Here is a 12,952-nt window from a genome sequence, read left to right as displayed (position 1 = left end):
AGTCACCGAGGCCGAAGCTGGTGCGCGCGGATCGCGGCAGATCCGCGCACCGCTGCAAGCTCGGTCTCAGGCACGGTAAGGCCCATCAGCGCAGCCGTTCGTTGCTCGCCGAGGTCGCGCGATGACCGTACGATGCACCTCATGTTGAGCAAGATCATCGGACATCGGTGGATGTTCCTCGTCAGCGTGCTGTGCACCGCCGTTGCCCTTGGATCGCTCCTGCAAGCGCAGATCCCGATCGTCTCCGTTGTCTGCGCAGCGCTGCTCGCCCTTCTCACGATGTCGCTCGCCGTCGCCGGCATCGTCGCGTCATCCGCGCGCCGGCCCGCGACCTTCCTGCCACACCCAGGCGCCTTCGCCGCGCCGCCGCACGGTGGCTATCTCCTGTCGACCGGCATGCTGACCGTCATCACCGTGCAATCGTGGGTGTGGGCCGCCGAGCGCGCCCACCGCGGCCTCGGACCCGACCGGCTGCAGATCGCCGTCGCGGCACTGCTGCTTCTCCTGCTGCCTTTGGCGTGGTACGGCGCACTCGGAAGGTTCGGTATGATCCTCCGCCCCGACGGCATACTCGACCGACAACCCCTCGGCTCAATTTTCGTACCGTGGGAGGCAGCCCCCACCGCTCGGCCCGCCCGTCACGGCGTCAAACTGGGCCTCGCCCACCCCGAACTGCTCGTACGACGCGGAATCCGGCCCGGAACAATTATCGCGACCGGAGCCGACCCTGCCTTCACCGCCCGAGCGATCAACATGTACACCGCGCGGCCCGACTACCGCCCGACGATCGGCACCCACGACGGGCTACGGCACCTACCCGATCACTGACCGCAGCTGCCAACATGATCGGCAGCGCGCTCATCGGCAGATCAGGATGCCGAGCGGTAGCGGCCGCCGTCACGCTCTGCCACGCGCGGATCGCGGCATGAGCGGACAGCGCGTCATCGTCAAGATGGTCGGCCGGCGTACCGGCCGACCATCTTCGTTCGGGTTTCCGCATCGATATCGTCCTGCGGCACGGCGCGATCATTGCCGAGGGGTGCGACACCTCGGCGGCTGGGGTCAGCCCGCGCTGAGGTTGGTGCGGCGGACGATTAACCAGACGGCGGCGAGGGCCACCGCGGTCAGGCCCAGGTAGCCGGCCGCGACGATCAGATGGAAGTCGGGGATCCGGCTGCCCGGCTGGTACTGCAGGTGCTGCAGGAGATGGTTGTTGGAGTAGCAGGAGAGCATCGTGCCGGCACCGTTGTCGGGCGGGCAGAGGCGTTGCAGCTCGACGCCGCTGAGCTGGCGTCCCGAGGCGTCGAACGCGCCGGACGGACCGTCGCTACCGTAGTCGATCATGCCGCCCTTGACGACCAGGGCGTTGTCGCGCAGCAGGCCGCCGTCCGGCCCGCCCACTTGTAGGTGCGCGGATAATGGCTTCATGAGGGTGGGGTAGCGCCACTGGACGAGGTAGGTCAGGCCGATGAAGCCCGCGATCACGCCGAACACGGCGGGGAGCGTGCGTTTGATCGCGGCGCCGAGTGCAACGCCGACCGCGAACCAGCAGATGCTGATCGCGACCGGCAGCATCCCGGTGTTCAGGAACGGCACGTAGTTGAAGAGGTTTCCCGGAGCGACCTGGGTTTCCAGGTGCGCAAGGTGATCGTTGACGCCGGCGACGGCCGTGGTCACAGTCGTCACGAACAGGCCGAGCAAGCCGAGCTTGGTCCACAGCCAGCGCGTCGGGGAGACGTCCTGGCTCCAGGCCAGCAGCAGGGTTCGCTGCTCGTGCTCCCTGGTCAGCACCGGGACGCCGATGAACACGCCGATCAGCAGCGGCATGTACTGCACCAGCCGCGACAGGGCACCCAAGGTCAAGACCAGGCTCGAGGACCCGGCGAGCCGCTCGCCTTGCGGGGAGTTCTCCGGGCAGTACGCGTTGTGGCACTGGTGCCACAGGTCAGTCAGTTCCATGGACAGGTAGGTCATCCAGCCAACCAGGACCGCGGCCAGGACGAGCATGCCGATCAGGGTCCAGCGGTGCTGGCGCCAGGTCAGCCACAGCAGACCGCGGACGCCCCCGGCGGACCTGAGATCGTCCTGGCGCTTCGTGGGGGCGGGCGCTTGGGTGACCGGGCTCATGCTGCTGTCTCCAGATCATGGTGTGCCTTGGACGATGCCTTGAGGTAGGTCAGGATCAGCTCGTCCAGGGTGATGGGCTGGGCGGTCCAGCCGGGGGCGACGACGGCGTGCGCCGTCGGTGGCGCTGGCTGCCGGAGGACGAACGTGGACTGGCGGTCAGTGTGCTGCGCCTGGACGATCGCGCCCGGGCCAGGTGGCTGGTCCGCGCGGGGTCCGGTCAGCCGCACGTGGCTATCGAGCAACTCCTCGACATCGCCGGTGAGCACGGGCCGGCCCGCGTCGAGCAGCAGCAGATGGTCACCGACGCCACTGAGCTCGGCGATGATGTGGGTCGACAGCATGACGGTCATGTCGCCGTCGGCGGCCTCCGCCATGAGTTCGCCGGTCACCTCAGTGCGGGCCACCGGGTCCAGGTTCGCGAGGGGCTCGTCCAACAGCAGCACCGCCGGGCGGGAGCCCAGGGCGACCGCCAGCGCGACCTGCGCCCGCTGCCCGCCGGACAACTTGCCGCAGCGCCGGTCCAGGGGGATGTCGAAGCGCTGAAGCCACGACAGCGCCCGCCGCTGGTCCCACACGCGGTTCATCGACCTTCCGAAGCGGAGCATGTCCGACACACTGAAGTCCCGGTACAGCGGCTTGTCCTGGGCCAGGATCGCGACCCGGCTCCCGGCAGAACCACCCCCGTTGGTGGACCTGCCCTTCACCATCGGTCGGCCGTGGACCAGCAGCGAGCCGCAGGTGGCCGCCAACGTACCGGCGATAATGCTCATCAGCGTCGACTTGCCCGCGCCGTTCGCGCCGACCAGCGCGATGATGCGGCTGGCGGGCAGTTGAAAGCTGCACTCCCGTAGCGCCCAGACGGTGCCGTAACGCCTGCCCACGTCGCGGGCTTCCACGGCGATGGACTGCTCATTCATGCGGCGCCCTCCTTCTTCTGGAACCCAGCGCCCGGTGCCGGTTCTGCCTGCGTCCGGTCGCCGCCAGCCTGGGTACTGCGCGCCGAGTTCTCCGCGATCACCGAGGCGAGCAGCGCTTGGACGTCCTCGTCCTCCAGACCGGCCTCGCGGGCCTGGCCGAGCCACCGGGCCAGGCTGCTGCGTAAGCGGGCCATGACATGGGGATCCGCGTGGCCGAGCGTTCCGCTGACGAAGGTGCCCGCTCCCTGCCGCGCCTCCACCAGGCCGGACAGCTCCAGTTCCCGGTAGGCCTTAAGCACCGTGGTCGGGTTGACCGTGCACGAGGTCACCACGCTGCGCACGGTGGGGAGTTGGTCCCCGGGCTGCAGCGTCCCGATCCGTAGCCCTTCGCGCACCTGCCGCACCAGTTGGGCGTAGGCGGGGACGCTGCTGGACCGGTCGACATGAAAGTTGATCACCTAGTGGTCCTCCTTATCCGCTCCGGGCATCGCAGATTGTTCTGGTAAAGTAGAACACCAGTTAACCAACATGGCAAGGACGTGCCCGAGCGGCTGGCGGCATCGAACGGCTCGCCCCATTGCCTGCCCGGCCGCGGTCGCTCTATCGGCCGGCAGTCCGCAGCTTCAGACGCTCTGTCCCGCACCCTGACCGGTCGCGCTGCTGATTGCTGCTGGGAAGTCCAACCCGATATGCCGGCACGACCGGTCGCGGGCCGCGCAGTCATGAGGTCGGGCATGCACTCCGGCGGACGACGCAATATGAGTTCGGGCGTGGCACAAAGGTGCGGCCCTCGCCGCTCGACCGTACGACGCCCGCACATCGGCAAAGTCGGACGTTGCGGGAGCGGGGCTGAACGCGCGCGTCGCGGCAGAGGCGGATGTCGCGGCGCCGGCTTGGTAGTGGCTTCACGGGACCAAGCGGCGTGGATTGGCCCTCGCCGTTGATGGTCCTCCGCCTTATGGTCGTGACCATGGAGATCCTGCGCTACGTCGCGTTCAGCGCCGACCCGGCGGGCGGCAACCCGGCCGGTGTCGTACTCGACGCCACCGGGGTCGGCGACGCCGAGATGCTGCGCGTGGCCGCTGACATCGGCTACTCCGAAACGGCGTTCCTCGTGCCTCGCGGCAACGGGAGCTTCGAGGTGCGCTACTTCAGCCCGTTGGCCGAGGTGCCGTTCTGCGGCCACGCGACCATCGCCTCGGCAGTCGCCTACGCCAAGCGGCATGGCCCGGGGGTCCTGCACTTCGACACCCGAGCCGGGCTGGTCGAGGTTTCCACCGACGTGGCGCCGGACGGCACGACCACGGCAACGCTGATCAGCGTGGAGCCGCAGACCCAGCCCATCGCTGCCGATGATTTCGCGGCGCTGCTTGAGGCGCTGCGCTGGGCACCAGGCGACCTCGACGCGACGCTGCCGCCGCGAGCCGCCTTCGCCGGCGCCTGGCACCCCGTCGTGGCCGCCGCAAGCCGGCAACGGCTGGCCAACCTGGACTACGACCTGAACGCACTGGCCACGCTGATGGCGCAGCGCGACTGGACGACGATCGACCTGGTGTGGCGCGAGTCTGCTCACGTATTCCACGCGCGCAACCCCTTCCCACCCGGCGGTGTCCTGGAGGACCCCGCCACCGGCGCCGCAGCTGCAGCTTTCGGCGGCTACTTACGCGAGCTTGGGCTGGTGGCGCCACCCGTGACTGTCACCGTGCACCAAGGTCAGGACCTGGGCCGTCCCAGCGTCCTGACGATCGGGATCCCCGCCGAACCGCGAACCGGCATCGCGGTGACCGGCGCCGCCGTTGTCCTTGCCGGATAGCGATGCGGACAGTGCCTTACGAAGCAGCGCCTGCCTCCGAATTGCTCCTGGACGATTCAGCCAACGCACTCGTCACGGCAATTCCGGTCGCCTCGCGCGCACTGTCAGTGCCATGACAGCGCGTTTTCCAGGTCGCTGCAGGAGCTTGCGAACGTAGGGGCGCGCCCTCCCTTTTGGGGAGGTAAAGGAGCTGAAAGGGATCCTTCCGGATGGTGGACGGCGGCGGCGCGGATCAGGAGGATGTCGTCCTCGCCGGCGGCATCGGCAACGGCGGAGCGGTGGCAAGGGTCGGTGAAACGGTGCGCCGTCCGGCCACGAGGTACTCGCCGCTGGTCCGGGCCGTGGTCACGCATCTGGAGGCGGTGGCCTTCCACCCCGTCGGTCCCGAGACACGGAGGTCAAACGCCCGGTCATCGGCAGAGTCGACCGCGGGCGCCGAAACATCCAGGACCGTCAGCCATCGACGTTCCCGGAACAGCCACTCGTCGGCGTGTTCCCATAGGACCTTGAGCCGGGGCGGAGGAACCCACTCCTCCTTACCCTCGAACTGGTCATCGAGAAACCGGACCAGGACCCGCGGGGGACGCTTAGCGCCGATCCGAAGCAGCTCAACTCGGGCGCCACCACGGTGTAGCGGCATGTGCCCGGCAGGCGCCTCACTCCAAAGTCTGCTGCCACCGATGTCATCACCTGCTCGGGTCGCCGGGATTCCTCGAAGCAACAATCTGTGCAGGTCAAATCCACTCTCGCCGACTCCGACGGGCATCGGGACGGCGGCTCGGGCCGACCCATAGACGCATGCACGTCCATAAACGAACGCATTTCGACGACCCTGCAGAGGGCCCGTGCGTGATGAGACCGACCCGGTCTGGTCGCCACGCTCATGGAACAAGCCCGCCCCGACAGTTGCCCGGTGGTGTGGCCTGCCTACCGGACACGGCAAAAGCAGACGCGCTCCGCCACGTCGCTACTGACCGCTGAGCACGGAACTGATAAAGGTGAGGAGAAGTGCCGCGGTCCGCGGCGGATCCTCGAGCATGGGTGAGTGTCCAACGCCCGGCAGCAACTCGACTCTCGCGCCCGCAACGGCGCGGTACAGGGCGGCGGATGAGGATCGCCACCTCTGGTCCTGCTCGCCGAAGATCACCAGCAGTGGTTTGCCGAGTGCCGTGAGCCGATCCGGGAGCGGACGCTGTTTCAGATAGTCGTCGGACGCCCGCGATGCCGCGGTGAGCGAGTGGTAGGTCATGCCGCGCGTGTCGTCGACGAGCTGCTGCGGGATCTTGAATCCCGGGGCGAACGCGGTGCTCAAACCCCGGCGGATGATGCCGTCGGTTCGAAGTCGCCACAATAGTTGCCCCACCGCCGGGACGAAAATGAGCTGGCCGACGGGCCCGTCCGAGATGAAGCCGTCCATGCGGGGTCCGGTGTCGATGAGCGCTAACGCGGTCACCAGGTCGCCTCGTTGCTCGGCGAGGGCGGTGGCGACGTAGCCGCCGGTGGAATGGCCGATCACTATGGCGTGCTTGACGCCGAGCCGGTCCAGTGCCTGGCCGACCCGGCGTCCCTGCTGTGGGATTGCGTAGCCGCCGCCAGCCGGTTTGGCGGACCGGCCGTGCCCGAGCAGGTCGATCCGGATGACGCGATAGGACGTCGCCAACATCGGAACCACCAGATTCCACCAGCGGGTTGAGCTGCCGAGCCCGTGGATCAGTACGAGTGCCGGGGCGTCGCGGGGTCCGTCCTGGCTCACGTAGATGTTCCCGCCGTCAAGAGGCAGGGTCGAGTTCCCGCTGGCGTCGGCGTCCTGCCAGTCCACCATCGCCGTGTTTCCCAGGAGCAGCCCGACGATCGCGAGGAGGGTTGTTGAGGCGATGATGCGGCGCCGTCGGCGGCTTCCCGCACGCCTCACGTGTGGCTGCCGGTCAGATCGCGGATCGGCGTCGTCTAACGGGTTGTCGAGCCCTGGGGGAATAGTCATGAGCTCACTGTCGCCGTGCATTGGCGCTGGTGGCTTGAACAAATGTTCCGATCAGCCGCTCCGCATAGGATGGGATGATGCGATCCGCCGTGGACGAGCGTGACGATGCGGCTGTGTGGGACGTCGCACGCCCGGCGCGGCCCAGCCAGGTGGCTGGTGTCAGCATGGCTGGGTTCCGTGACCGTGGCATGACCACGGTTGGCCATCGGGTGATCTCGCACCCGGCCCTGACACTGGCTCTGGAGTTCGGCGCTGGCCCGCTCATCGTGGACGATGCCGCCGGGCGGCAGCAGCGGGGAAGTCTCGTCGCCGGGCTCGGATTCGGACCCGGCGCGGTTCGGGTGCGAGGTGAGAACTTCGAGGCCGTGCAGGTGCGCCTGTCCCCGGTAGTCGCACGCGCGGTTCTGGGCGTCTCCCCGGCCGACCTGGACGGCACCGTAGTGGCCCTCGACGACCTGTGGGGCCGACAGGCGTCACATATCCGTGAGCAACTAAGCGACGCCTCGTCGTGGGAGGAGCGGTTCGCGTTGACCGACGCGTTGCTCGCCCACCGACGTCAGGCTGGGTCGCGTGGGGCAGGGTCGTCCGTAGACCCGGAGGTGGCCTGGGCCTGGAACCGGATCCTCGTCGGCTGCGGCCAGGTCCGGGTCGACATGCTGGCGGCGGAGGTCGGATGGAGCCGCAAACGCCTGTGGTCCCGATTCCACGCGCAGATCGGCCTGCCACCCAAACGCGCTGCGAAGCTGGTCCGCTTCGACCACGCCGCCCACCGGCTCGCCGCGGGTGAAGACGCAGCCCGAGTCGCGGCCGACGGCGGCTACGCCGACCAGTCCCACCTACATCGCGACGTCGTGGCGTTCACTGGAGCCACCCCGTCGACCGTGGCCAGCGAACCATGGCTCGCGGTCGACGACATCGCCTGGCCAGATCGCAAGGCCAGCCACCGAACACCCGGCCAAGACCCACGCCTACCCGGACACTGTTCTCGGCAAGAGAGTGACTCGCGAGTCCGGAGCCATCACCACCGTTAGCCCGTGTAACTGAGCGTGACTAGGATCGAGCGCAGTCGAACTTGCCTATTGGGACGAACTGCAGGTCTGCGCTTGGCCAAGCGGTGCACGGCTTGATGAGCGAGCTCTTCAGCCGTCTGTTGGTTGGTTACGCCGGTCAGCAGCTCTCTGGCGTCGAAGTCAGGATCGACCCGCGCGGCAGGCCGCAGCATAGCGGGCCGGGGGCATGCCGATGACGCCGGTGAAATCCCGGACCAGGTGCGACTGATCGCTGTAGCCCAACTCGCTGACCAGCAGATCCCACTCCACACCCTGGTGCCGCGCCACCCGCTCGGCGGCATTGACCAGCCGGTACCGGCGGATCGCCCACTTCGGCGTCACCCCGACGTAGTCTGCGAACAGGCGCTGCAGGTGCCGGATGCTCCAGTGGCACGCCCGCGCCAGATCGGCCACCCTCACAATCGCCTCATCGTCGATGACGCGCTCGACCGCGGCGGTCACGGCAAGCTGCTCGGCCGACGGTGCCGCCAGCCGATCCGCGAAGAACGCCGCCGCCACAGCGAACCGCTCCTCGTCGGTGACGACGCCCCGGACGGCAGCGGCGAACTGGTCACCGGCCGGGCCGAACACATCCTGGACCGGCACGTCGCGATCGGTGAGCGTGCTGATCGGCGCACCGAGCACGTCCCGGAATCCGCCGGGCCGGAACATGACGCCGAGTGCCCACCCACTGCCACTGAGGTCGCGGACCCAGGGGCGCCGCAAAGGGCCCGTGACCGTGGCATCCTGCGGTTCGACAACCACCTGGACCGCCGGGAGCGTCAGCAGTCGTTGGCGGTGCGCCGCCCCGCCGGGCAGCTCCCACTCGGTATGCCAGAACAGGTCGAGGTGGGCGGCGAGCGGGCCGGGCACGGCCGATCTGGTCCGCCGAAAGGCGCGTAGGCTCTCCTGAGGGCGGAGGATGCCCCGCGAATCCTCGGCGGCCGACTGCACACGCCGGGGCTGCCGAACTCGGCGCGTTTGTTCAAGACCAGCGGCCCGCTCCGGGCTAGCGTCGCCGGTACCGCTTCCGAGGAGGATGTCCATGTCCGCAGGCACCGCCAATCTAGCCGCAGTGATCGACAGGACGACGGCGCTCCTCGCCGGGGTCCGGCCGGAACAGCGTGCGCTGCCGACCCCGTGCCCAGACTACGACGTGTCGGCGCTCACCAATCACCTGGTCGGGTGGCTGCGGATGTTCGCCGCTCGGGCCGCCGGGACGGATGATCACGACGACCCGAACGCGTACCAATGCGGCGCCCATCCGGCTGCGGAGTTCGCCGCCGCGGGCGCGCAAGCGGTCGCGGCGTTCCGGTCCGGGGCAGCCGACCGGCCGCTGCGCATGGCATCGTCCGAACTGCCCGGCTCCATGGTGCTCGGAATGATGTTGGTCGAGTACATCGGGCACGGTTGGGACCTGGCGATCGCGACAGGCCAACCGGTGCCGTACGCCGAGTCGGACGCGCAGGCGGCGCTCGAGGCCGCCCGCGGCATGCTGATGCCCGCCTACCGCGGCCCGGGCAAGACGTTCGGCTACGAGGTCGAAGTCAGTGCCGACGCGGCCGCCGTGGACCGGTTGGTTGCCTTCATCGGCCGCTCGCCGGACGCGGTTCGCGACGGGCGGTAAGTGGAGCCGAGGTCACGGCGTGACTGGACCACGAGCGGTACGCACCGAGCGATGCCCGGCGTGATCTTTGCAAGCCAGGGGTCGGCGACGTGCCCGGGGGCGGTCGAGGAAAGCAGCTGGCCGTAGTACGCCGGCAGCCCAGACGCATCGCGCGCACCACATCAGCGGGCGCTCAACCTGCGGGAACGCGGGTCGAGCGCCTGTTGGTGCAGCCGGGGTGAATCGGGGAGTGGCCGGCGCGGGACGGACGCGTCGCCGGAGTCGCGCCAGGTCTTGCCGCCGGTGGGTCGCCGCTCTCTTGACTGATTCCAGAAAGCGGACCAGACTGCGGGGCGTGGCCACGGCCCTGGACTTCACGCAGATGCTGCGCGCGGCCGCTCTGCGCGTGACCCGCCCGCGGGTGGCGGTGCTGGGCGCGGTGCTGGCACATCCGCACGCCGATACCGACTCGATCATCGGGGCCGTGCGCAGGGATCTGCCTGAGGTGTCCCACCAGGCCGTGTACGACGTGCTGCGTGCGCTGACGGCCGCGGGTCTGGTCCGGCGCATCCAGCCACCCGGCTCCGTGGCGCGCTACGAGTCACGGATCGGGGACAACCACCACCACGTGGTGTGCCGGTCGTGCGGCCTGATCGCCGACGTCGACTGCGCCGCCGGCGAGGCGCCCTGCCTGACCGCGTCCGACGACCACGGCTTCTCGATCGACGAGGCCGAGGTCGTCTACCGGGGCCTGTGCCCCGACTGCTCCACCACACGCAGTTCCTGACCCCCCTCATTCCCCAATCCCCGGAAGGATTCCCATGGCTGAGCACCCCCATGATGCAGTCGTAGGAGACATGAACTCGGAGGAGAGCGAAGGTGGCTGCCCGGTATCGGCCGCCACCCGCGCCCCGCACCCGACCCAGGGCGGGGGGAACCGAGAATGGTGGCCGAACCGGCTCAACCTGAAGGTCCTCGCCAAGAACCCCGCCGTGGCCAACCCCCTCGGTGCGGAGTTCAACTACGCCGAGGCGTTCCAGACCCTCGACCTCGCCGCCGTGAAGCAGGACATCGCGGAGATCCTGACGACCTCGCAGGACTGGTGGCCGGCCGACTACGGCCACTACGGCCCGTTCATCATCCGGATGGCGTGGCACAGCGCGGGCACCTACCGCATCAGCGACGGCCGCGGCGGCGCCGGGGCCGGCATGCAGCGCTTCGCGCCGCTCAACAGCTGGCCGGACAACGCGAACCTCGATAAGGCTCGCCGGCTGCTGTGGCCGGTCAAGAAGAAGTACGGCCAGCGGCTCTCGTGGGCCGACCTGATGGTTCTCGCCGGCAACGTCGCCTTGGAGTCGATGGGCTTCGAGACCTTCGGCTACGCCGGTGGCCGGGAGGACGTCTGGGAGCCCGACGAGGACGTCTACTGGGGTCCCGAGTCCACCTGGCTCGGCGACGAGCGCCACACCGGTGAACGGGACCTCGAGAACCCGCTGGCCGCGGTCCAGATGGGCCTCATCTACGTGAACCCGGAGGGCCCGCACGGCAGCGGGGACCCGCTCGCCTCCGCGAGGGACATCCGCGAGACGTTCCACCGGATGGCGATGAACGACGAGGAGACGGTCGCGCTGATCGCCGGCGGGCACACGTTCGGCAAGACCCACGGTGCGGCCGACCCGAACAAGTACGTCGGCGCCGAGCCCGAGGGCGCCTCGCTGGAGGAGCAGGGCCTGGGCTGGAAGAACACCTTCGGCACCGGCAACGGCGGCGACACGATCACCAGCGGGCTCGAGGGCGCGTGGACGAACACCCCGGTGGCGTGGGACAACAGCTTCTTCGAGATCCTGTTCGGCCACGAGTGGGAGCGGACGACGAGCCCCGCCGGCGCGATTCAGTGGAAGCCGAAGGGCGGCGCCGGGGCGGGCACCGTCCCCGACGCCCACGACCCGTCGCGCAGCCACGCCCCGACGATGCTGACCACGGACCTCGCGCTCCGGGTGGACCCGATCTACGAGCCGATCTCGCGGCGCTTCCTCGATCACCCGGAGGAGTTCGCGGACGCCTTCGCCCGGGCGTGGTTCAAACTGACGCACCGCGACATGGGGCCCGTCGCGCGCTACCTCGGTCCGGAGGTCCCGACCGAGACCCTGCTGTGGCAGGACCCGGTCCCGCCGGTGACCCACGAGCTCATCGGGGCCGAGGACATCGCCACCCTCAAGGGCCAGATCCTCTCCTCGGGGCTGTCGGTGTCCCAGTTGGTCTCGACCGCCTGGGCCTCTGCGTCGACGTTCCGCGGCGGCGACAAGCGCGGCGGCGCCAACGGGGCGCGCATCCGTCTCGAGCCGCAGAACGGCTGGGAGGTCAACAACCCCGACGAGCTGGCGACGGTGCTGCGCACCCTGGAGGGGATCCAGGAGGCGTTCAACGCCGCCCAGACCGGAGGGAAGAAAGTCTCCCTCGCCGACCTGATCGTGCTCAGCGGGTCCGCGGCCGTCGAACTTGCCGCCAACAACGCCGGCCACGCCGTCGAGGTCCCCTTCACGCCGGGACGCACGGACGCGTCGCAGGAGCAGACCGACGTGGAATCCTTCGCCGCGCTCGAGCCGACCGCGGACGGGTTCCGCAACTACCTCGGGAAGGGCCACCGCCTGCCGGCTGAGTATCTCCTGATCGACCGGGCGAACCTGCTGACCCTGAGCGCGCCCGAGATGACGGTCCTCGTCGGTGGTCTCCGCGTCCTTGGCGCGACCGTCAAGCAGTCACCGCTCGGCGTCTTCACCGAGACTCCCGAGACGTTGACCAACGACTTCTTCGTGAACCTGCTCGACCTGGGCACCACGTGGAAGGCGACGTCCGGGGACGCGCAGACCTTCGAGGGTCGCGACGCCGGCACGGGTGAGGTCAAGTGGACCGGCAGCCGCATCGATCTCGCCTTCGGTTCGAACTCCGAGCTGCGCGCGCTCGCGGAGGTCTACGCGAGCGACGACGCACGGGAGAAGTTCGTGCGCGACTTCGTCGCGGCGTGGGTGAAGGTGATGAACCTCGACCGGTTCGACCTCGCCTGATCCTGACGTCCAGGTCGGCCTCGGCCGGCCGACCTGGACGTCCTCGGACCGGTGATCGGTCCCCTCCCGTACACGGCGAGCGACCGCGCGGGCCGCACCACGGATGTCGGGCACTCGGACCAGGACGGTTACCCGATACGTCGATACGGTGCGGGTTGCGGCCTTCCTCTCCCGTCGAAGACAGCAGCGTCTCTGGTTTCCTATGCGATCCTCGGCAAGCCGGACATCCGGCTGGCGCTGCCGTCCCGGTCGGTTACGGGGGTGGCATGCACGTGGCGGTGGAAGCCGCGGCCGAGGGCTGCCCCGCGGACCCGGTGAGGGTGTCGCGGAGCGGTGGTGGGAACCGTGTGCGGCACCTGGCTGACCGGCCTTGACGGGTTGGTCTCCTGGGGTG

The 12,952-nt window shown here is 69.1% G+C and carries 11 protein-coding genes; 6 read left to right on the top strand and 5 right to left on the bottom strand.

Annotation, left to right across the window (positions count from 1 at the left end):
* Nucleotides 1–141 precede the first annotated feature (141 nt).
* Complete coding sequence (locus tag SLP03_RS22390; protein WP_319462587.1) at nt 142–828, top strand: hypothetical protein; 687 nt, start codon at nt 142–144, stop codon at nt 826–828.
* A 234-nt stretch (nt 829–1,062) separates the two neighbouring features.
* On the opposite strand, the gene SLP03_RS22385 is transcribed toward SLP03_RS22390, so the two are convergent.
* Genes SLP03_RS22385 through SLP03_RS22375 form a run of 3 tightly spaced genes read right to left on the bottom strand, consistent with a single transcriptional unit; the run spans nt 1,063 to nt 3,502 of the window.
* A complete protein-coding gene (locus SLP03_RS22385; protein WP_319462586.1) occupies nt 1,063–2,127 on the bottom strand; it encodes an ABC transporter permease in 1,065 nt (354 codons plus the stop codon).
* A complete protein-coding gene (locus tag SLP03_RS22380; protein WP_319462585.1) occupies nt 2,124–3,044 on the bottom strand; it encodes an ABC transporter ATP-binding protein in 921 nt (306 codons plus the stop codon). Before SLP03_RS22380 ends, SLP03_RS22385 begins: the two co-directional genes overlap by 4 nt.
* A complete protein-coding gene (locus tag SLP03_RS22375) occupies nt 3,041–3,502 on the bottom strand; it encodes a GntR family transcriptional regulator (protein ID WP_319462584.1) in 462 nt (153 codons plus the stop codon). Before SLP03_RS22375 ends, SLP03_RS22380 begins: the two co-directional genes overlap by 4 nt.
* Before the next feature lie 512 nt (nt 3,503–4,014).
* Between SLP03_RS22375 and SLP03_RS22370 the strand changes: the two genes are divergently transcribed.
* Entirely contained in the window at nt 4,015–4,857 is an 843-nt protein-coding gene (locus tag SLP03_RS22370; protein WP_319462583.1) for a PhzF family phenazine biosynthesis isomerase, read from the top strand.
* Between the two features lie 967 nt (nt 4,858–5,824).
* On the opposite strand, the gene SLP03_RS22365 is transcribed toward SLP03_RS22370, so the two are convergent.
* On the bottom strand, nt 5,825–6,838 hold the full coding sequence (locus SLP03_RS22365; RefSeq protein ID WP_319462582.1) for an alpha/beta hydrolase: 1,014 nt from the start codon (nt 6,836–6,838) through the stop codon (nt 5,825–5,827).
* Between the two features lie 89 nt (nt 6,839–6,927).
* Between SLP03_RS22365 and SLP03_RS22360 the strand changes: the two genes are divergently transcribed.
* Nucleotides 6,928–7,869, top strand: a complete 942-nt coding sequence (locus SLP03_RS22360; protein WP_319462581.1) for a helix-turn-helix domain-containing protein — start codon at nt 6,928–6,930, stop codon at nt 7,867–7,869.
* 159 nt (nt 7,870–8,028) lie between these two features.
* On the opposite strand, the gene SLP03_RS22355 is transcribed toward SLP03_RS22360, so the two are convergent.
* The gene (locus tag SLP03_RS22355; RefSeq protein ID WP_319462580.1) at nt 8,029–8,760 is read right to left on the bottom strand and encodes a helix-turn-helix domain-containing protein; all 732 of its coding nucleotides are present in this window, start codon (nt 8,758–8,760) and stop codon (nt 8,029–8,031) included.
* 172 nt (nt 8,761–8,932) lie between these two features.
* Here SLP03_RS22355 and SLP03_RS22350 point away from each other — a divergent pair, with 172 nt between their 5' ends.
* From SLP03_RS22350 to katG, 3 genes are all read left to right on the top strand, one after another.
* Complete coding sequence (locus tag SLP03_RS22350; RefSeq protein WP_319462579.1) at nt 8,933–9,514, top strand: TIGR03086 family metal-binding protein; 582 nt, start codon at nt 8,933–8,935, stop codon at nt 9,512–9,514.
* A 361-nt stretch (nt 9,515–9,875) separates the two neighbouring features.
* A complete protein-coding gene (locus tag SLP03_RS22345; RefSeq protein WP_319462621.1) occupies nt 9,876–10,280 on the top strand; it encodes a Fur family transcriptional regulator in 405 nt (134 codons plus the stop codon).
* Nucleotides 10,281–10,314: 34 nt separating this feature from the next.
* Nucleotides 10,315–12,558, top strand: a complete 2,244-nt coding sequence (katG, locus tag SLP03_RS22340) for a catalase/peroxidase HPI (RefSeq protein WP_319462578.1) — start codon at nt 10,315–10,317, stop codon at nt 12,556–12,558.
* The last annotated feature ends 394 nt before the right edge of the window (nt 12,559–12,952 follow it).

It is taken from the genome of Micromonospora sp. RTP1Z1 (assembly GCF_033804685.1).
Taxonomy (GTDB): domain Bacteria; phylum Actinomycetota; class Actinomycetes; order Mycobacteriales; family Micromonosporaceae; genus Micromonospora.
This window is presented reverse-complemented; position numbering and strand designations above follow the sequence as displayed.

Bases quoted from the DNA above. Each gene is read 5' to 3' on its own strand.
- SLP03_RS22365 (WP_319462582.1), bottom strand. From the start codon at position 6,838: ATGACTATTCCCCCAGGGCTCGACAACCCGTTAGACGACGCCGATCCG.
- katG (WP_319462578.1), top strand. From the start codon at position 10,315: ATGGCTGAGCACCCCCATGATGCAGTCGTAGGAGACATGAACTCGGAG.
- SLP03_RS22390 (WP_319462587.1), top strand. From the start codon at position 142: ATGTTGAGCAAGATCATCGGACATCGGTGGATGTTCCTCGTCAGCGTG.
- SLP03_RS22345 (WP_319462621.1), top strand. From the start codon at position 9,876: ATGCTGCGCGCGGCCGCTCTGCGCGTGACCCGCCCGCGGGTGGCGGTG.
- SLP03_RS22370 (WP_319462583.1), top strand. From the start codon at position 4,015: ATGGAGATCCTGCGCTACGTCGCGTTCAGCGCCGACCCGGCGGGCGGC.
- SLP03_RS22380 (WP_319462585.1), bottom strand. From the start codon at position 3,044: ATGAATGAGCAGTCCATCGCCGTGGAAGCCCGCGACGTGGGCAGGCGT.
- SLP03_RS22350 (WP_319462579.1), top strand. From the start codon at position 8,933: ATGTCCGCAGGCACCGCCAATCTAGCCGCAGTGATCGACAGGACGACG.
- SLP03_RS22385 (WP_319462586.1), bottom strand. From the start codon at position 2,127: ATGAGCCCGGTCACCCAAGCGCCCGCCCCCACGAAGCGCCAGGACGAT.